Origin of the sequence: Marinobacter sp., assembly GCF_044799475.1 — a bacterium.
In the GTDB taxonomy this organism is placed as follows: domain Bacteria; phylum Pseudomonadota; class Gammaproteobacteria; order Pseudomonadales; family Oleiphilaceae; genus Marinobacter.
Map to the genome: position 1 here is coordinate 3906825 of NZ_CP085217.1, position 18987 is coordinate 3925811.

Here is an 18987-nt window from a genome sequence, read left to right on the forward strand (position 1 = left end):
ACTGAAATGAAGAAGCTACTCGCGTCCGCATCCCTGAGCCTTGCCCTGCTGGCTGCAGGCCCTGTTATCGCCCAGGAAAACAGTCAGGGCTACAACGACCCGGCGGCCGGTGCCCAGCAGGCCAGTTACAACGATGCCGAGCTGAAGCAGTTCATTGAAGCTCAGAAGGACATCAATGGCATCCGCGACGAGTACATGACCAAAATTGAGAACGTGGATTCGCAGGAAAAAGCCCAGGAGCTCCAGATTGAAGCCAACGGCGAAATGGCTGAAGCCATTGATGAAGCCGGCCTGGACATTCCCACCTATAACGCCATCGCAACCGCGTACAACAGCAATCCTCAGGTCCGGGACCGTGTTGACTCCATGATGTAAAGTCAGGCTCAGCACTGACAGAAAAAACCCCGTCATCGTGAACTGTCCAACCCATGGGAGTCAGTTCAATCGTACGGGGTTTTTTGTGTCTGCTCCGCTGCCTGGCGGAGGTATCCGCTACTCCGGCACCAGCCAGTCAGTCCGGTGCTGCGCATCCAGACACTGGGCGGCCTCTCCCAGCATGGACTCAAGTCTGGCATCCAGACCCCAGGGCGGATTCACGATCAGCATCCCGCTACCTGTCATCCCGCGGGGTGGAGGGTTGGACAGCGTCAACTCACTCTTCAGAATCTTGCGTACCTGGCTTTTACAGAGAGTATCAAGCAGCTTCTGGTGTTGCTGTTCCGGCAACAATGGATACCAGATGAGATAGACGCCATGCCGGCACTTCTGCCAGGCCTTTATCAGCGTATCAGCCACCACCTGATAATCGGACTTGACCTCATAGGAAGGGTCCATCAGCACGAGCAGCCGTGGTTGTCTGGGTGGCAACTGGCGCAGCAGCCCCTTGAGGCCGTCCTCCTGGCATACCCTGACCGAGCGTGGCGCCCAGGCAGCAAGGCTCTGCTTTTCCGCAGGATGCAGTTCGAAAACCGTCAGCGTGTCCTGGTCTCGCAGGTACCGACGGAACCACTCAGGGGAACCCGGATATCGGGCGATCCGATTGTCCTCACCGGATATGGCACCGAGTGTCTCCAGCAGCCTCTTCCAGTCTCCGGCAGCCAGCTCCCGGCGCTGTTGCCATAGCCTCTGGATGCCTGTTTCGGCCTCGCCGGTTTTCCGCGCCCGCTCGCTGTCCAGATCGTAAACTGCACTGCCAGCGTGGGTATCAAAACAGGCTATCGGCGAGGGTTTGGCCTGCAGCATGATGAGCGTCAGAACCTGGACGGCGTGCTTCTGCACATCTGCAAAGTTGCCGGCGTGAAAAGCATGAAGATAACTGAGCATGGGCCGCTCCCGGAAAATGGAAGCATATTAGGCAACACCTCAGGGCCTCAGGCAAATCCTGATGAGTAATGGAATCAGCTTGCGGCTGCTTTAGGGTCCGGGCGGTAGCCCAGCCGGAAACCTCCCCAGTGACGCCCCTTGACGTACACCGGCACTGAAAGGTCATGCATGATCTCGCCGGTATCCCGGCGATAGGTTTGCAGCAGCATGTCCTGGGTGTGGCTGCCACAACGGATGCCGGTGCGGTCATTGAACAACCGTTTGCTGCGACTTTTTACCAGATCAACGGCTGGGTCACCGGTGGGACTATGGGCGAAGTCCTTGTTGTGGGTGGGCACGTAGCCATCCGGCGCAGTAAGAATGGCATATACCATGGCACTGCTCGACTTCTTCACCGACTCCTGAATGACAGGGAGCTTTTCGTCCGTAAACTGGTCGTAGCCACTGTGGTATTTCTGGGGGCTGGTGCCAGCAACCGGCTCCCGGGAGTTGCTGAAAAGCACTGCTTCCGTCAACTGGCCTTTTTCAAGAGCTTCCTCGAAGGTTTTCCGGATCTGCTCCACCCCCCTGCGGGCCTGATGATAAAAGAACTGGTGATAACTGGCCTCGCTGTTCAGAGCAAAGACCGCATTGATCTGCTCAGTGCGCTCCATCAGACGTGCCGCCTGGCTGGCCAGTGACTGCACGTTGCCATCACTCTCGGAAAGCGCCTGGTGCATAACCTCGATATTCTGGCCCATCTGTTCCAGGCTTTGCTCATTCTGCTGATCGCCCTCGGCAATCATCAGCACCTGGCTTTCGACCTGGTCCGACTGCGCCTGAATTTCCCCCAGCCGGTCGCCTACGCTCTCCACCGATTGCAGGCCGTTTTCCACACTTTCGGCCAGCTGTTTTATACGGGTTACGATAAACCCTGTGTCGGTACGGATCGCCTGAAGCGTGTCTGCCACCTCACCGGTGGCCTGAGCGGTTCGCCCCGCCAGCTGGCGAACTTCATCCGCCACGACGGCAAAGCCCCGCCCCTGCTCCCCCGCCCGGGCAGCCTCGATCGCAGCATTCAGCGCCAACAGGTTGGTCTGGGCGGCGATTCCCTCAATCACCGCTGTAACGCTCTGAATTGTTTCGGATTTGCCGTTAAGCTCCTCAATAAGACCCAGGGTTTCACTGGACTGGCGATGTACCACGCGGATGTTTTCGATGGCATCCGTCAGGGCGTTCCTGCCTTCCAGACTAAGCCTGCTTGCATGACGGGCGGTGGAGGTTGTGCCCGTCGCCTGTTCAGCAGACTGGCGCACCGTGGACATAATCTGACTGACATGGTCGGTGACCTGCCCCGCCTCCGTCACCTGCTGATCCAGCTTCACCTTGAGCTGGTCGGCCGCATAGGACACTTCTGCGGCAGATACGGCGTTGGCGTCGGCAGTGGATGAGAGGGCTTCCACCAGCGTACGTCCCGTTCTCGCGTTTTCAATGAGTCCGGGTATAAGACGGCAAACGGCGCTGCTTTCGGCGGTATCATCCGTTTCCAGTGATAACAGGGCACGTTCCAGCGGTTTCAGGCCGCGAATCATGACGTAGCCGACGGCAAAAGCCATTCCTGTCAGGAGCCCTGCCAGTAGCGAGACCGGGTCAAGCCCTGCGAACGGTGCCACAAGCATCCCAAGCACAATAACAAACGCTCCAGCCCCGAGCCCCCAGTATACGACTCCGGCATCCAGTAACTTCATCTGCCCCTCCACAACAACCAGGTTTGGCCAAAGCCGGGCGGCAATCTTCTGTTGCCGTTCTTGTACTCGGCATCCTATGCCATGCTGCGCCTGAGATAACTGCGACTTTGGTTTGTTACTGACATATTGCAGGAAGGCCTTCAGTAAAAATGCCTGCAGGAGTGTAGCTTTTTGTTATTGAACGTAATACGAGGGAATTCAGCCAGCAGCGTTTCCCGATGCCACCTTCCCTTCAGTGCGCTGCCCGACCGCAGAAGCTCTGCGACGGCCCTGACCCGGCTGAGGGTGAACAACATCCTCACGGATCAGCCGCCAGGCAGCGAAGATTCTTTCAGAAGAACCGGCAATGCGGGTAGCAGTCTTGTTCATGGATAGATTCCTTCGTTGGCGTCCACGGAAATTATGGAACACTTTTCAGTAACGTCAATGGGAATCGTTCTCATTTTTCCTGAATTTTCCGCCCACCCTCGATATCAGGGATCTCAGGCAAAATCCGAACGTACAAATTCCGCAATTCATACCAGACTGGTATTCTCGAAACTCCCGAACCAGGAGGAAAACCGCCTTGCCTGAACACAAGTCCAGCACAGCGGATCAGCTCTACAGTCTGATCGCGAATGAGGAAGACGCCCGGGTCTGCAGGGATATCTCCGACGATGCCTGCCGGGAAGTACCGGGGAACTTTTTCCTGATCCTCGGCAGCCTGATACTGACCAAGCTTGGCGATCTGCTGATCAGCCCCAAAACCGTCCTTGCCTGGCTGCTGGGTGCTGTGGGCGCGCCGGCACTGGTGGCCTGGCTGGTGCCGATCCGGGAGTCTGGCTCCCTGATTCCACAGATGGTGATCGGCGCCTGGATGCGGCGCAAGCCTGTCCGGAAATGGTTCTGGGTACTGGGCAGTTTTGGCCAGGCCGCCTGTGTGGCAGCCATGGGCGCCAGCGTCTGGTTTCTTGAGGGTTATGCGGCCGGTTATGGAATCATCGCGGCACTTATTGTCTTTTCCCTGGCCCGCGGGTTCTGCTCTGTAGCCATCAAGGATGTCCAGGGCAAGTGCGTGCCGAAAACCCGACGGGGCCGCCTGTCCGGGCTGGCCACCACCATCAGCGGCATGGCCACGGTTGGTCTGACCATCGTGCTGTTCCATGATCGTGGCGACCCCTCATTCCTGTTCTATATCCTGCTTCTGGCCTTTGCCACCGCCCTCTGGCTGATTGCAGGCGGCCTGTTTTCAGGCGTGAAGGAAGAGGCTGGAGAAACAGGGGGTGGCGGTAACGCCATGAAAAAAGCTTTCAGCAGTCTCTCCCTTTTGCGGGATGATCCGCCGTTTCGACACTTCGTCATAACCCGGGCGCTGCTGCTGTGTTCCGCTCTGGCCGCGCCCTACTTTGTGCTGCTGGCGCAGCGGCAGGAAGAATCCGGGTGGCTGCTGGGTGCTTTTCTCCTTGGCAGCTCCCTTGCCAGCTCCGTGAGCGCCAGTGTGTGGGGCTGGATGGCGGACCGGTCGAGTCGGCAGGTGCTGATTCTGGGCGCGGCCATCGCAACCACAGTCTGCCTGGTGATCGGGGCGATGAATGTCGTTCCCGGGCTGGAAATCACCTGGGTGTGGTTCTACCCAGGAGCATTTTTCGTCCTGAGCATTGCCCATGCGGGGGTCCGGCTGGGCCGGAAGACCTATCTGGTGGACATGACAGGGGGCAACAAGCGCACCGACTATACTGCTGTCAGCAATACCGTGATCGGGGTGCTGTTGCTGATTGCCGGCGGGCTCAGCGCTCTGGCGGCGCTTATTTCCAATGGCGCAGTCATAATCTTTCTGGGCCTGATGGGACTGGCAGGCACCATCAGCGCCCTGAGGATGAAGGAAGTGGAATAAGGTTCAGGGTGCCTTGCCGTCATTGAGGGCGAGAGCGCCCTTGACCACGCGATAAATCACCCAGATGGCAATGGCCAGAAGGATGATGAAACCCACCACGATGGGAATGGTGACAACGCCGATCACAGACCACAGGAGCCCTATCCAGAAGGTCCGTATCTGCCAGCGGAAATGGGGCTCAATCCAGGTGCCCCGAACATCCTCCATCTTCACGTAGTTGATTATCACCCCGGCAAGCGCGGTAATTCCGCCCAGAAAGAAGGCCAGCGCCTGGAGAATATATACGGCAATGGCCAGATTACGGTTGGGGTCTGATCGGCGGGCAACGGGGTTGCTTCCCGGCCCGGGGCGAGCGTCATAATCGGTCACACATTTGCCTCCAGCTGAAAATACGCAGTGGCAGTATAAACGAGAACGCCCTTAAATCTCTGCTCCCTGTGGCACTACGATTCCATTCACCATCAGATGAAGGCCGATTGCCAGCATGACAGCAGCGATCGAACCATCAATGATCCGCCAGGCGACTGGCTGGCTCAGCACCGGCGCCAGCGCCGCGCCACCCCAGGCCAGCAGGACAAACCAGATGACGGAAGCACTGACAGCACCGGCCACGAAGACCATTGGTTCAGGCTGCTGGGCGCCAACCGCGGGAATCAGCAGCAGGGTATCCAGATAAACCTGGGGATTAAGCAGCGTCACTGCCAGGGTCGTCAGAATTACGGCGCCCAGGCTACGCCTTGCCACCGACTCCGCCTCCAGGGCCAGGCGGCCGCGAAAAGCCCGCCTTGTGGCCAGCAGTGACAGCCAGAAAAGAAATGCCACCCCGCCCCAGCGCAGCACATCGAGCGCTGAAGGAAATGCTACCAGGGCTGCCGTGATGCCGAGCATTCCCCCAGTGATCAGCAGGGCATCGCTACCCATGCAAAGGAGCGCCGACCACCAGTGGTGTTCCCGGCGGAAAGCCTGCCCCAGCACATAGGCATTCTGGGCACCAATGGCGACGATGATGCTGCCGCATACCAGTAAACCGGTGAAGTAACTCTGAAGCATGATGCCTCCCTGTATACGAAACGGGAGAATAAGCCATTATGAGCTATACTTTAAAATCATATTCCTAATACTGCATCAATTTTACTTATGCTCGACTACAAGCTACTTGAAGCTCTGGTCACGGTGATTGAAAGCGGAGGCTTTGAACGGGCCGGGCTGGCGCTCGGTCTTTCCCAGTCTGCGGTTTCCCAGAGAATCAAACTGCTGGAATCCCGGCTTGGCCAGCCGGTACTTATCCGACATCCGACCCTGCGGGCGACCCAGGCGGGGCAGCAGTTGCTCAACCACATTCAGCAGGTCCAGCTGCTGGAACGGGATCTGCAAAAACAGATTCCGACCCTGGCCACGGGCCGCCCGCGGCTACGCATTGCCCTCAACGCGGACAGTCTGGCCACATGGTGGGGTAACGCCATCGGCGATTTCTGTCGTGAGGAAGAACTGCTGCTGGATCTGGTGATTGAGGATCAGGACATAGGCCTGCGCCGGATGCGGGAGGGCGACGTGGCAGCCTGTCTGTGCAGCAGCGAACAGCCGGTGGCAGGTGCCAGAAGTATTGCCCTGGGCCAGATGGCTTACCGGGCCCTTGCCAGCCGGTCATACATTGAACGCCATTTCCAGGAGGGCCCCACGGCAAAATCGTTTCAGGAGGCACCCGCCATCATTTACGGTCCCAATGATCAGTTGCACAAGCGTTTCCTCGCCCAGCGGGGCTACCATGGCCGCTTTCCCTACCATCTCTGCCCTTCATCGGAAGGCTTCGTGCGGCTGGCTCTGGCGGGGGTGGGCTACGGCATGATTCCGGACCTGCAGGCGGATCTGGCCCTGCCTGCCGGAGAGCTCACCGATCTGGCTCCCGGAGAAGTGGTCACCGTCAACCTGTACTGGCACTACTGGCGCCATGGCGGCGACTTTATGGAGCGGCTTACTTCAGCCCTGGTGGAGGCGGGGCGCAATCACTTTTCAGGAAAACCCCATTCTCAGCCTGCACCATGGGCATGAGAACTGCTGGTGAATGCGTTCTGGATCTGTTCTGTCTGCTCCATCAGGCCAGTGGCACTAGCCGCCAGGGCATTCAGGCTGGCGGTGCTGGTGCCGAGCGCCTCATGGAGAGCCTCCACACTCTGGCAGAGGTGCCCCAGGCTGCTCTGCTCTGCATCGTCAACGCCGGTAAACTGATCCAGCATCTGTTCAAGGCTCGACTCTATTTCCCCAAGACGTTCACCTACACTTTCCACGGCACGCAGCCCACTCTCCACCCCGTCCGCCAGCTGCTTTATCCGGCCCACGATGACACCACTGTCAGAACGGACAGCCTGCAGGGTTTCAGCCACCTCACCGGTGGCCTGGGCGGTGCGGGCTGACAGCTGCCGTACTTCGTCTGCCACAACTGCGAAACCCCTGCCCTGGTCCCCTGCCCTTGCGGCTTCAATAGCGGCATTCAGGGCCAGCAAGTTGGTCTGGGCGGCAATGCCCTCTATCACGGAGGTCACACTCTGGATTTTTTCCGACTTGCCATTGAGCTCTTCCATAAGCTGCAGGGTTTCATGGGACTGGCCATGAATCACCCTTATATTTCCGATCGCATCCATCAGTGCTGTCTTGTTGTTCAGGCTCATTTCCCCGGCCTCCCGGGCCTTTGCGCCTGCTTCCGCAGCCCGGGACGAAGAGCCGGAATCTGAGGCGGCGCGCAGGTCAATGTCGCTTTTCAGTTGCTCAACCCGACTCGCCTGCCGCTCCAGCTGAGCCCCCAGTTCGTTTATCGCCCGGGAGATGTCAGCTGCAGCCGCCGCGCTATCAGCAGCCTTGCCGGCCAGTGCTTCCGAGAGCACGCGCCCCGCCCGGGCATCCATGATCAGCCCCGGCAGATGGCCTGCAAGCCTGTTGGAAGGGTCGTTCTCACCGGCCTCCAGGGCTTTGAGTGACTGGCCCATCGGGTCCAGTACCTGGACGATGAAATAACCTCCCGCCACCGCCATCCCGATAACCATACCCAGGAAAACCAGGGCGGCCTGAAAGCCGGTAAACAGAGCCACGAGCGCCGCCGCCAGTGCAGCCAGCCCCCCAATAACCAGACTCCAGAAAACCGTCCCCGATTTTAACAACCCCATGCAATTCTCCAAACCACCCCGTTACTGGTCATGGCTGAGTCCGCAATTCCCGCCGTCTCGCCCGAACCGCTGAATCCCGGGCAGCTGTGGCTGCCTGGCCGCCTGTTACTTTAGTTCATTAGAGCTTTCTGTGGGAACAGCGCCGGTGTCACGAAGCTGACGCTTACCTGTCACGAATGCTTCCTCAGACTGACATGTTCGTCCCACACTCTTGGTCCTGCAGTTCCCGTAAAACCCTCGAAGCCTTCTGGGGCCGGGGCAAAAAAAATCATCCCGTTGAACAGAGACCAAGGAGTACCCCATGGGGCACCATCCCGTTGAAGACAGTAACAACAGTTCCAACCCGACATTCGACTCCATCGTTTCGAAGCGCCTGTCCCGCCGGCAGCTGCTCAAAGGTTCCGCATCTGCAGCCACCATCAGCGTCATAGGCGCACTCGGCCTGTCCGCGTGTGGCAGCGACAGCTCGGGAAGCTCGTCTTCACCAGCCGCTGGCAATGGCGGCTCAGTGACTCTGAATCCGGAGAGCCTGGGCTTCGAAGCGGTGCCCACGTCTCTGGAAGATCGGGTCAGGGTACCCGCCGGTTACCGCGCCGAGGTTCTGTTTGCCAAGGGCGATCCGATTGAAGACGGTGTTGCCGAATTCCTCAACGATGGCACGGATGTGGATTACGACCGCCGCTCCGGCGACGAGCACGACGGCATGTGGTTCTTTGGTATCAGCGATGACGGCCGGTACGACCCGGAGCGCTCGGACCGGGGTATCCTGTGCATCAACCATGAAAACCTGGAAGACAATACCCTCCATGACCTGGGCGTCATCAAGGCTGTGGACAACGGTGGCAGCCGGCCGAAAATCCAGGTTGACCGCGAAATGAATGGCCATGGTGTTTCCTGTATCGAGGTACGCAAGATCAGCAACAAATGGGAAGTGGTACGAAGCTCCCCCTACAACCGCCGGGTAACCATTTTCACCGAGATGGACGTTAAAGGACCCGCCGCAGGTTCCAACCTGTTGCGCGGCAAGAGCTCTCCCCAGGGTACAAAGCGCTGGGGCACCATGAACAACTGCGCCCACGGCTTCACTCCCTGGGGCACCTATATTGCCGCAGAAGAAAACTGGTACGCCTATTTCAGGAAGGGCGACGACGCTGCCAACCGCACGGCCGATGAGAACACCCTGGTCCAGCGTTACGGCGTCGGCTCGGCCTGGGCCTACCGCGAGTGGGACACTGTCGAAAATGGCGGCGATATCTATGCCCGCTTTGATGCCAACGCCACAGGCACAGACCCCCTGAATGATTACCAGAATGAACCCAACCTGCACGGCTATGTGACCGAAATTGACCCCTTCCGTCCTGCCCAGAGGCCCAGGGTGCGCACCGCGTTTGGACGTTTCTCCCACGAGGGCGCCTGGGCAGCTCCGGCCGAAGCCGGCAAGCCGCTGGTGTTCTACATGGGAGACGACTCCCGGGGTGAATACGCTTACAAATATGTTTCCAGCGCCAACTGGGATCCGGCTGACGCCACTGGTGGCCTGACCACAGGCGACAAGTACCTGGACGATGGCAAGCTCTACGTCGCGACCTTCAACGAGGATGGTAGTGGGGAGTGGAAAGAACTGAGCTACGGGGTCAATGGCCTTGACGAGAACAACCCCCTGTTCACTTTCCGCAACCAGGGCGATGTCATGATCGCCGCCAGACTTGCGGCCGATCATGTGGGCGCCACAAAAATGGACCGTCCTGAGTGGGCAGCCGTGCACCCCACCAGCCGCGAGGTTTACCTGACTCTGACAAACGGCAACCAGTCCAACCGTGCCGCAGACGAAACGGACCCGGCCAATCCCCGCGCCGTCAACTCCAACGGCCACATCATCCGCTGGAAAGAAGCCGGAAACGACAGCGCCGCAACCAGCTTCACATGGGATATTTTCCTGTTTGGCTCAGCCGCCGATCGTGATTCCGATTACAACGTCTCCGGGCTGACCGAGGACAATGAGTTCTCCAGTCCGGATGGCCTTTTTATCGATCACAGGGGTCTGATCTGGATCCAGACGGACGACGGTGCCCTCAAAGACACCACCAATAACCAGATGCTTGTGGCCATTCCGGGCAGTGTCGGGGACGGTGGCCAGCGAACCATCATAACCAGCGGCAAAGAGGGCACAGCCACGGTTGACACTTTCGTGGGCCAGAGCGCAGAGAGTATCCAGCTCAAGCGGTTCTTTGTAGGTCCCAGCGGCTGCGAAATCACCGGCATCTACCTGACACCGGACGCACGAACCATGTTCGTCAACGTCCAGCACCCTGGTGAGCGAGGCTCGAAAGATCTGTTCAACACGGATAAGAGCGTCTGGCCGGCGCCGTCAAGAGACGCCACAGCGTTCGGCGAAGCTGGCAACCGTCCGAGATCCGCAACCGTGGTTATCTATCGGGAAGATGGTGGAGAAATCGGCATCTGATCCGGCAATACAGCCAGCCGGCGGGGTCTTCCCGCCGGTTTGGCTGGCACCCCAGTTTTTGATCCTGATCCGCAAGCCCGCGATGTGAAAAGGCTCGCGGGTTTTTCAGTTGCTGCGCTTCGGAAAACGGTCCAGAAATTCCTCGACGATATCCTCTGCTATGCCCCGGGAAAACATATCCATTTCCGCTGTGGTCAGGTTGGGGGTATGCCCCTCACGGAGAACTTCGCCGTCTGCTTTCATCTCTAGCCAGATTCGCGCTGAATCTACCTGTTCGAGTACAGTGGTTATCTGATCTGTCCGCTCCATGCGGATGCGGATACGCAGGTCAGGATCCTCTTCTGCGACTTCGTAGCCCAGGTCCTTCATCTGCCGGGTCACCTCATGGTGCATCCAGTCCAGCACTTCGATGCGACCGGGGGCCGGCACGATTTCGGTATTGAATGTGGTATGGGATGCCCTGGGAGAAGCCGTGGGCGTGTCCAGCCTGAAAGGAGGTTCGGGTTTCGTGGCGCAGCCTGAAAGAAACAGGGCAGCAGCAATCAGAAAGGGCAGGGCAAATGAAAATCTGTAATGCGGGTTTGTGGCAGATTCCGACATCCTGTTCTCCTTTTCACGGAAGTCAGGGAAGCGAGGGGATCACTCCCCTCGCCTGAACTGCTCAATAGGTGGAGTCGTCTTCTTCTCCGGCTTCCTCTATTGCTTCACCGGTTGCTTCAGCGCCGTCTTCAATGGCATCTCCGGTTGCTTCGGCAGCATCTTCCATGTTCTCTCCGGCTTCTTCAGCCATGTCACCGGCGTTGTCTGCAGCCTGCTCCATGTCCACGCCTTCGTCAGGCTCATTGTCACTGCAACCCGCAAGACCCAGGGTAAAAAGCAGTGCCAGTGCGCTCAGAGTCAGTTTATTCATGATTTCTTCCTTGTGTGTTAATGGATTCAGTGTCGACGGACACATACCAGTGTACGGTTGATGCAAACCGTGCACAATCGGACGGAAATTACGTTTGCGTCAGACAACAGCTTCAGTGGGGGTCGCTGGCGAGGTTCTCTGCCTCCCCTTCAGGCTACGCCACTGTTTTTAAGGGGCTGTCCAAGGGGCTGTCCATTGATCGAAAAGATGTGATCCAGACGAATCAGCTGCCTGCGCTCCATCAGCAGAAAAGACTCTCCCGCCCGCACAAACAGGTCTCGAATAACATCGTGAACCTGCTGCACCTGACCGGCTTCATCGCGATAGAAAATCTCGGCAATCTCTCCGGAAGAAACCATCCGTGCTAGCAGGGCCTCGGTGGCACAGCTGACCGGCTGATATCCATTGCTCATGATCGTCCCTGCTTCTGATCATTTGAATCCTCAGCCTGGTACAGGGTTGCGGCTTTGGCAATCGGAAAGGGCCAGCGCGGGGTGCGTGCGCCGGCCGTGAATGGTGTATTCAGAACCAGTCGGTTTTCATGCTGAAGCAGGTGTCGTCCCGGTTTTCCAGAAGTACTATGTCCTGGGCCACGGTGGGCAGTTCCCAATGGAAGAAGTACTGAGCGGCCTGGAGCTTACCCTGATAAAAGTTGCGCTCGGTATCCGCCGAAGCGGCCTTGAGGCCCTGCTCCGCCGCATTGGCCTGACGCAGCCACATCCAGGCCACGGTGATGTGACCAAACAGGTGCAGGTAGCAGGCAGCATTGGACAGAACACTGTCCGGGTTCTCATTCATCAGTGCCTTGCCAAGCGCCTGGGTGACCTGAACCGCCCGCTGCAGGGTTTCGCTCAGGGACAGCGCCCATTGCTGGCACCTGGGGGAGGTAGCGGCTTCCAGGTCCACCTGCATGGCCTGCATGAGGAGCTGCAGGCCATGACTCTGGTCCTGCCAGACCTTGCGGCCGAGAAGGTCCAGAGCCTGGATGCCGTTGGTGCCCTCGTGGATGGGGTTCAGCCGGTTGTCCCGCCAGCACTGTTCCACCGGGTACTCCCGGGTATAACCGGCACCACCATATACCTGGATCGCCAGGTCGTTGGCTTTGAGGCCATATTCGGAGGGCCAGGCCTTCATTACCGGCGTCAACAGGTCCAGCAGCTTGCCGGCCTCGATTCGCCGCTGCTGGTCCGGGTGGGTATTCTGGTCATCCACCAGTCGCGCCCCGAAGAGACACAGAGCCACGCCACCTTCCACGTAGGATTTCTGGGCCAGCAGCATGCGCCGCACGTCCGCATGCTCGAGGATGGCAACCGGCGGGGATGCAGGATCACGCTCTGAGGGTTTGCGACCCTGCAGCCGGCCCCGGGCGTATTCCAGGCTGTGCATATAGCCGCGATATCCGATCACCGCTGCGCCGAATCCCACCCCCAGGCGGGCTTCGTTCATCATCTGGAACATGTACCTGAGGCCCTGATGTGGCTCGCCAATCAGGTAGCCATAACAGGGTGCATCGTCACCAAAACTCAGGGCGGCGGAAGTGGTTCCACGATAGCCCATTTTGTGAATCAGGCCCGCCAGTGCCACGCCATTGCGGTCCGTAAGATTGCCTTCATCATCGCTCAGAAACTTGGGAACGATGAACAGTGAAATGCCTTTCACACCCGGAGGCGCGCCCTTGATCTTTGCCAGCACCATGTGAACGATGTTGTCGGTAATCGACTGCTCGCCACCGGAGATGTAGATCTTGGCGCCCTTGATCAGATAGTGCCCTTCCTCCGAGGGTGTCGCTGAGGTGCGGATATCCGCCAGTGAAGAGCCTGCATGGGGCTCTGTCAGCGCCATGGTGCCGGCGTACTTTCCCGACAGCATGGGCATCAGGTACTTCGACTGCTGGTGCTCCGAACCAAAGATACGGATCAGGTTTGCCGCGGCCGTGGTCAGAAATGGATAGCCCGCAGTGCCCGGGTTGGCCGCGGTGAAAAAACCATTGCAGGCGGCCATGACTGTTTCAGGGAGCTGCATGCCCCCAAGATCATAATCGTAGCGACCGGCGAGGAAGCCTGACTCGGCATAGGCATCAAAGGCTTCTTTCACCTCTGGCAGCATCTCCACCTTTCCATCGACGAATTTCGGCTCGTCCCGGTCGGCGGCAGCATTGTGGTTGGCAAATTTGTTGCGGGCCAGCTTGTCCGCGGTTTCCACTACCGCATCAAAGGTGTCCCGACTGTGTTCGATAAACCGCTCACGCTGGCACAGCGCCTCAGTGTCCATCACTTCGTAGAGCTGAAAATCAAGATCCCGGCGCTCAATCAGTACGTCTGTCATACACCATCTCCAAATTGATCTGCCAAGATTGTCACAGCCGGAGGCTTGAGAAAACCGTCATATCTGACACAATCCTGGTGAAATACGCCACGGCTGGAGTTCGTCTTCGTGATTCGCGTTTCTGTTCTGGGTTTTCCCGGTGCCCTTGCCAGCACCATTACCGGCATGATCGACCTGTTTCAGATGGCGGGTGTCACCTGGGCGAGAATCCAGGGTCAAGAGCCTGAACAGTGTTTCAGCGTCCGCCTGCTTACCGTGGATGGGGAGCCGTGCCATTGCATCAACGGGCTGACCCTGCCTGCCCATGGCAGCCTGGACGACGGCGCGCCGGGCGAACTGGTGCTGGTACCAACCATCGGCGGCCCAATCCTGAGCACCCTGGCACGCTGTTCCCGCGAAATGACCTGGCTGTCCGACCAGGTGGACCGGGGAACAAACATTGCCAGCAACTGCACTGGCGCCTTCCTGCTTGCCGAAGCAGGTCTGCTGGACGGCATGGAAGCCACAACCCACTGGGGTTTCAGCGATCTTTTCCGGGAGCGCTATCCTGCCGTAAACCTTCGTCCGGAACAGCTGGTTACCGTGGATGGCACCATTGCCTGTGCCGGCGGCGGCATGGCCTGGCTGGATCTGGGGGTCTTTCTGGTGGAGCGGTATGCCGGCGCCCGCACCGCGCGGGAACTGGCCAAAGCCTTCGTAGTGGATGCCGGAAGGCGGAGTCAGGCTCCATACAGTGCGCTGCAGACCCGGCGCTATCATCAGGATGAAACCATTCTGGAACTGCAGCACTGGCTGGACCAGAACCACCGTCAGCCGGTCGCCTCCGCGGATCTCTCCCGGATCAGCGGCCTCAACTCACGATCCCTGCTGCGGCGCTTCAAGGCTGCCACGGGGGATACGCCCCGCAACTACCTGCAACTGATGCGCATTGAAGCTGCCCGGGAAATACTGGAAACCACGACCACTTCGGTAGAGGAGGTCACCCAGCAGGTCGGATACGACGATGTAAGCTCATTCACCCGCCTGTTCAAGCGGCATACGGGCCTGCCGCCCAGCGATTATCGTGCCCGTTTCCGACGCTAGCAGATAGGCCGCGTGACGGTCGAAAGAACGAAAGTTACTCACGTCTGATCCGTGATTTGTTTGATGCCGACACTATCTCATACTGGTCCGGAAGGACGACAGGCTGCCAGGTCATCCGGCAACTCCGGCAGCATTTCCTTGAGCAAGCTGATTAACCGGTTATTCGCCCAGTTCTGTTTGTATACCAGTCCAAAACGATAATGAAAGGCAGGCTTGAACGGTTTGATCGAGAGGCCATCACGCATTGCCTGATGGTCGTAGGCCGTAATGGGGTTGATCAGTGTGATGCCGACGCCGTTGGCAACCAGTGAGCATATGGCTGCAATGTTGGCTTCGGTTTTACCGGCAATGCGTATGTTTTTCTCCGACAGGTGCAGTAGTAGCTGGTCGGCTGCCAGGTTGGGCTGGTTGGGGATAATCAGATGCTGGCCTTTCAGGTCTTCTATGGTAATCACACCGGCTTTGGCCAGGCTGTGGTTTTTGGGCATCAGACAGACCGCTTCGGTTGAGATCAATTCATCGACCACCAGGGCCTGACTGGTCACCGGCAGGGTGACGAATCCGACATCAAAATAACCGGCTTCAACCGCACGCACTACCTCCGGGCTTGGCATAATATCGAGATACACGCTGTACTTCGGGTTGTCGCTCAGAATTCGGGCGATGGTTTTGGGTAGATAGGCAAAACCGAGGCTAGGTGCACAGGCAATGCGTATGCGCGAGGCGCCAAATTCCCTTAGCGCCGCGATGCTGTGATTCATGTTTTCCAGATTACTCAGTAACCCCACAATTTCACTATAGAGCTCATCGGCCTCCGGCAGAACAATCAGCCGTTTTTTGTGTCGCATGAACAGCGCTATGCCAATATTTTCTTCCAATTGCGCCAGTGATCGACTGACGCCCGACTGGGTTATACCCAAATCTTTTGCTGTTTGTGTGGCGCTGCCCGTCTCATAAAGAGTTTTAAAAATGGTCATTGATTTCAAAGAGGTAAGTTTGATGTCACTCATGATGGCAGGCCTCGTGGACGTCTTCCGGAGCTAAAAACATGAGTGTAAATCATCAAATAATGAAAAAACATTATGCGTTGAAGTTAATTTTTATCTGTTCCTATAATGCGGGATCGTTCAAAAAAACAGCGCTTTGCGTAAAAGGATCGACGACCCCATGTCCAACAATGCTTTGTTTTATCTGACCAGTAACGACATGCCTCTGGTCAGCCATGCCGATGGCATTTATATCTGGGATACCACGGGGCGCCGTTACATCGATGGGTGCTCAGGAGCCATCACCTGCAATATTGGCCACAATCATCCCACCGTAAAACGAGCCATGGTCGAGCAACTCGATAAGGTTGCGTTCAGCTACCGCACCCAGTTTGAAAGCCAGGTTGCACTGGATCTGGCTAATAAAATGGTTGACCTGACTGACGCTGATCTGCAGAAAGTCTTTTTTGTCGGCAGTGGTTCGGAAGCAGTCGAGAGCGCGATCAAATTGGCGATTCAGTATTTCGTTGCCGACGGTCAGCCTGAGCGTAGCAAGTTTGTATCGCTGCGCCCGTCGTATCACGGCAGCACCATGGGCGCACTGGGGCTAACCGGGTACGAACCTCTGGAAGCACCCTACCGTTCGATCACCGTTGGCTCAGTCAAGGTGCCCTCGCCAGACCTGTATCGTTACCGCGAAGCGGGCGTTGAAGAACACATTGCAGCGGTGCTGAGTCAGACCGAAATGGCCATTCAGACGGCGGGCCCGGAAACCATCGCCGCCATTGTGCTTGAGCCGGTTGGCGGTGCCAGCACCGGTGGCCGTATGGTCACCCGGCCTTACATGGAGGGGATGCGCGCCCTGTGTGACCGCTACGGCTGCCTGTTGATCATGGACGAAGTGCTCAGTGGCATGGGCCGTACCGGTGCCTGGTTTGCTTACCAACACTATCGCGTAGCCCCTGACATTCTGGCACTGGCAAAGGGCATGGGCTCAGGCTATTACCCCATTGCTGCCATGATGGCGCGCCAGGAACTCGTGGATGCAGTGGGCCGAAGCGGCGGCTTTATGCATGGTCATACCTATGCCGGGAACCCGCTCGCCTGTGCCACCGGTCTTGCGGTAATTGATGTTATGACCTCGGAGAAGCTGGTCAGCAATGCCGCTGAGCAAGGCACCTATTTGCGCCGGCAACTCGAACAGCTGGCGGAGAAATACGAGTGTATAGGCAATGTGCGCGGAATTGGCCTGTTGCAGGGTGTGGAGCTGGTGCAAGACAAGGTCAGCAAGCAGCCTTTTCCGGCTGCGTTCAACGCCTTCGACAGGCTCACCGCGCTGGCCAAGGCGCGGGGCTTGCTGATCTACCCAAGGCGCTGCCTGAACGGCCTCGAGGGGGATCATGTTCTGATCACACCGCCGTTGACCGTTACCGCCGCAGATATCGACGACATTATTGCACTTTTCGATGGCAGTCTGGCTGACTTCGAACAGGTCGCAAAAGAGCAGGCGGCCTGATCATGAAAAAGAACCGCACCCTGGAAAACGCCATCGCTACCATCCCTTCAGGCGCAGTGGTCATGGTCGGTGGTTTCGGCAACCCGGGCACGCCATTCAGTTTGATCGATGAACTACTGCGCCAGGGGCAAACTGATCTTACGCTCATCAAAAACGATGCCAACGAAGCCGGCCACGGTGTGAGTCGACTGATTGAGAATGGTCAGGTGCGGAAGCTGATCACCACTCACATTGGTCTGAATAAAGTCGTGATCGATCATTTGAACCGGGGCGATATAGACGTGGAGTTTCACCCCCAGGGCATGCTGGCGGAAAAGATCCGCACCGCCGGTTCCGGCAGCTTTGGGTTCCTGACCGATATTGGTATGGATTCCGAGATCACCCGGCCTGATGATCTGCTCGACTGGCAGGGCAAAACCTACAAAGTGGAAATGGCATTGCCAGCCGATTTTGCTCTTATTCATGCTGCTCAGGCCGACTGGCTGGGCAACCTGGTGTATCAGGGCTCGGCCATTAACTTCAGCCCGTTAATGGCCATGGCGGCGAACCACGTCATTGTCGAAACACCGGACCTGGGCGCACCCGGGCGTTTCAAACCTGAACACGTGCACACACCGGGCGCCTTTGTCGACTGCGTCGTACGGCTGGAATCACTCCCCTCAGACTACGGAATTCTGGAGCATCATGTCCGCCGTTGAACGCATTTTGAGCAGAGCGGTGATCGAGATCACGCCGGGCAGCATCGTCAATCTGGGCATTGGTCTGCCAACGCAGGTCATGCATTACCTGCCGGATGACTTTGATGTCCAGATTCACTCGGAGAACGGCATTCTCTCTGCCTGGAAACAGGCTGAACCGGAATCGATGAACCCTTTTCTTATTGACGCCTCCGGCGCCTATGTCTCTTTGCGCCAAGGCGCGAGCCTGTTCGATAGCGCCGTCTCCTTCGCGATGATTCGTCGGGCCCGGCTGGACCTGACGATGATCGGCGCTTTCGAGGTCGACGCGCACGGTAACCTGGCCAACTGGAAAATTCCGGGCAAGTTCTCACCGGGTATAGGTGGCGCCATGGAGCTGGCGCAAAAAACAAAACGCATCGTCGTGCTAACCACACATACCGACAAACACGGGCGCCCCAAAATACTAGAGACCTGCCGGCTGCCGCTCACTGCCAAAGCGTGTGTCAGTCGAATTATTTCAGACCTGGCTGTAATCGATATTACCGATCAGGGCCTGGTAGTGCGGGAAAAACTGGTCGACATCAGCAATGTCGACTTACAGGCGCAGACTGAAGCAGAACTGACCTTTGCGATCGGGGGAGTCACGGTATGACCCTTAACGAACGCGAAACCGCTTTAAACATTTACGGTGTTGATGATCTGAGTCTGGGCTGTGCTCTGGCCATAAAAGAACAGTGGAGTTTCGGCGGGCGTTACCCGCTGATGCAGAGTCAACTGGGACACCAGGCCGCCATGCGAATGATTGATCAACAATGCGGTTCCAGCCTCACTGCACTACGCTTTAGCATAATGTCCATTGGGTGCGGTGCTGCCGACACAACAATTAATCTGGATGGATGACAACGATCCATCCTGGCTGAACAGGTACGGTTATTGACGAGT

General features: G+C 57.8%; 20 protein-coding genes. 9 read left to right on the top strand and 11 right to left on the bottom strand.

All coding sequences use genetic code 11. The annotated features are described in order from the left end of the window. Window positions 1-6: 6 nt before the first annotated feature. Window positions 7-375, top strand: coding sequence for a DUF4168 domain-containing protein (locus LG327_RS17885; protein WP_404364025.1), 369 nt, complete (start codon window positions 7-9; stop codon window positions 373-375). Window positions 376-492: 117 nt separating this feature from the next. Here LG327_RS17885 and LG327_RS17890 read toward each other — a convergent pair whose 3' ends face one another. From LG327_RS17890 to LG327_RS17900, 3 genes are all read right to left on the bottom strand, one after another. Continuing rightward, complete coding sequence (locus LG327_RS17890; protein ID WP_404364027.1) at window positions 493-1323, bottom strand: 23S rRNA (adenine(2030)-N(6))-methyltransferase RlmJ; 831 nt, start codon at window positions 1321-1323, stop codon at window positions 493-495. 74 nt (window positions 1324-1397) lie between these two features. Continuing rightward, on the bottom strand, window positions 1398-3050 hold the full coding sequence (locus LG327_RS17895; RefSeq protein ID WP_404364029.1) for a methyl-accepting chemotaxis protein: 1653 nt from the start codon (window positions 3048-3050) through the stop codon (window positions 1398-1400). A 198-nt stretch (window positions 3051-3248) separates the two neighbouring features. Then, window positions 3249-3419, bottom strand: coding sequence for a hypothetical protein (locus LG327_RS17900; protein ID WP_404364031.1), 171 nt, complete (start codon window positions 3417-3419; stop codon window positions 3249-3251). A 196-nt stretch (window positions 3420-3615) separates the two neighbouring features. Here LG327_RS17900 and LG327_RS17905 point away from each other — a divergent pair, with 196 nt between their 5' ends. Next, the gene (locus LG327_RS17905) at window positions 3616-4923 is read left to right on the top strand and encodes an MFS transporter (protein WP_404364033.1); all 1308 of its coding nucleotides are present in this window, start codon (window positions 3616-3618) and stop codon (window positions 4921-4923) included. Window positions 4924-4926: 3 nt separating this feature from the next. Here LG327_RS17905 and LG327_RS17910 read toward each other — a convergent pair whose 3' ends face one another. Both LG327_RS17910 and LG327_RS17915 read right to left on the bottom strand, forming a co-directional pair. Next, entirely contained in the window at window positions 4927-5292 is a 366-nt protein-coding gene (locus LG327_RS17910; protein ID WP_404364035.1) for a DUF4870 family protein, read from the bottom strand. A 51-nt stretch (window positions 5293-5343) separates the two neighbouring features. Next, window positions 5344-5973, bottom strand: coding sequence for a LysE/ArgO family amino acid transporter (locus LG327_RS17915; protein ID WP_404364037.1), 630 nt, complete (start codon window positions 5971-5973; stop codon window positions 5344-5346). Window positions 5974-6060: 87 nt separating this feature from the next. Here LG327_RS17915 and LG327_RS17920 point away from each other — a divergent pair, with 87 nt between their 5' ends. After that, window positions 6061-6972: a LysR family transcriptional regulator ArgP gene (locus LG327_RS17920; protein WP_404364039.1), complete on the top strand. Its 912-nt coding sequence runs from the start codon at window positions 6061-6063 to the stop codon at window positions 6970-6972. Here the strand turns inward: LG327_RS17920 and LG327_RS17925 are convergent. Further along, the gene (locus tag LG327_RS17925; RefSeq protein ID WP_404364041.1) at window positions 6951-8081 is read right to left on the bottom strand and encodes a methyl-accepting chemotaxis protein; all 1131 of its coding nucleotides are present in this window, start codon (window positions 8079-8081) and stop codon (window positions 6951-6953) included. The genes LG327_RS17920 and LG327_RS17925 overlap by 22 nt on opposite strands. A 301-nt stretch (window positions 8082-8382) precedes the next feature. Here LG327_RS17925 and LG327_RS17930 point away from each other — a divergent pair, with 301 nt between their 5' ends. After that, window positions 8383-10545 carry a PhoX family protein gene (locus tag LG327_RS17930; RefSeq protein WP_404364043.1) on the top strand — a complete coding sequence of 721 codons (2163 nt, stop codon included), beginning with the start codon at window positions 8383-8385 and terminating at the stop codon, window positions 10543-10545. 105 nt (window positions 10546-10650) lie between these two features. Here the strand turns inward: LG327_RS17930 and LG327_RS17935 are convergent, their stop codons facing one another. The 4 genes from LG327_RS17935 to LG327_RS17950 all read right to left on the bottom strand — a co-directional run bounded on the left by LG327_RS17935 (window position 10651) and on the right by LG327_RS17950 (window position 13780). Then, window positions 10651-11145, bottom strand: a complete 495-nt coding sequence (locus LG327_RS17935; RefSeq protein WP_404364045.1) for a hypothetical protein — start codon at window positions 11143-11145, stop codon at window positions 10651-10653. Between the two features lie 61 nt (window positions 11146-11206). After that, window positions 11207-11455 carry a hypothetical protein gene (locus LG327_RS17940; RefSeq protein ID WP_404364047.1) on the bottom strand — a complete coding sequence of 83 codons (249 nt, stop codon included), beginning with the start codon at window positions 11453-11455 and terminating at the stop codon, window positions 11207-11209. Window positions 11456-11604: 149 nt separating this feature from the next. After that, window positions 11605-11868 carry a hypothetical protein gene (locus LG327_RS17945; RefSeq protein ID WP_404364049.1) on the bottom strand — a complete coding sequence of 88 codons (264 nt, stop codon included), beginning with the start codon at window positions 11866-11868 and terminating at the stop codon, window positions 11605-11607. Window positions 11869-11977: 109 nt separating this feature from the next. After that, window positions 11978-13780 (bottom strand): acyl-CoA dehydrogenase, encoded by a 1803-nt coding sequence (locus LG327_RS17950; protein ID WP_404364051.1) that lies wholly within the window; start codon window positions 13778-13780, stop codon window positions 11978-11980. A gap of 108 nt (window positions 13781-13888) precedes the next feature. On the opposite strand from LG327_RS17950, the gene LG327_RS17955 reads away from it, so the two are divergent. Next, window positions 13889-14863 carry a GlxA family transcriptional regulator gene (locus tag LG327_RS17955; RefSeq protein WP_404364053.1) on the top strand — a complete coding sequence of 325 codons (975 nt, stop codon included), beginning with the start codon at window positions 13889-13891 and terminating at the stop codon, window positions 14861-14863. A 77-nt stretch (window positions 14864-14940) separates the two neighbouring features. Here LG327_RS17955 and LG327_RS17960 read toward each other — a convergent pair whose 3' ends face one another. Next, a complete protein-coding gene (locus LG327_RS17960; protein ID WP_404364055.1) occupies window positions 14941-15873 on the bottom strand; it encodes a LysR family transcriptional regulator in 933 nt (310 codons plus the stop codon). A 157-nt stretch (window positions 15874-16030) separates the two neighbouring features. Between LG327_RS17960 and LG327_RS17965 the strand changes: the two genes are divergently transcribed. From LG327_RS17965 to LG327_RS17980, 4 genes are read left to right on the top strand one after another with little or no spacing between them, the layout of a single operon-like run. Next, a complete protein-coding gene (locus LG327_RS17965; RefSeq protein WP_404364056.1) occupies window positions 16031-17365 on the top strand; it encodes an aspartate aminotransferase family protein in 1335 nt (444 codons plus the stop codon). Window positions 17366-17367: 2 nt separating this feature from the next. Continuing rightward, on the top strand, window positions 17368-18063 hold the full coding sequence (locus LG327_RS17970) for a CoA transferase subunit A (RefSeq protein ID WP_404364058.1): 696 nt from the start codon (window positions 17368-17370) through the stop codon (window positions 18061-18063). Then, window positions 18050-18697 (top strand): 3-oxoacid CoA-transferase subunit B, encoded by a 648-nt coding sequence (locus LG327_RS17975; protein WP_404364060.1) that lies wholly within the window; start codon window positions 18050-18052, stop codon window positions 18695-18697. Before LG327_RS17970 ends, LG327_RS17975 begins: the two co-directional genes overlap by 14 nt. After that, a complete protein-coding gene (locus tag LG327_RS17980; RefSeq protein WP_404364062.1) occupies window positions 18694-18945 on the top strand; it encodes a hypothetical protein in 252 nt (83 codons plus the stop codon). The genes LG327_RS17975 and LG327_RS17980 overlap by 4 nt, the downstream gene beginning before the upstream one ends. Window positions 18946-18987: the final 42 nt, after the last annotated feature.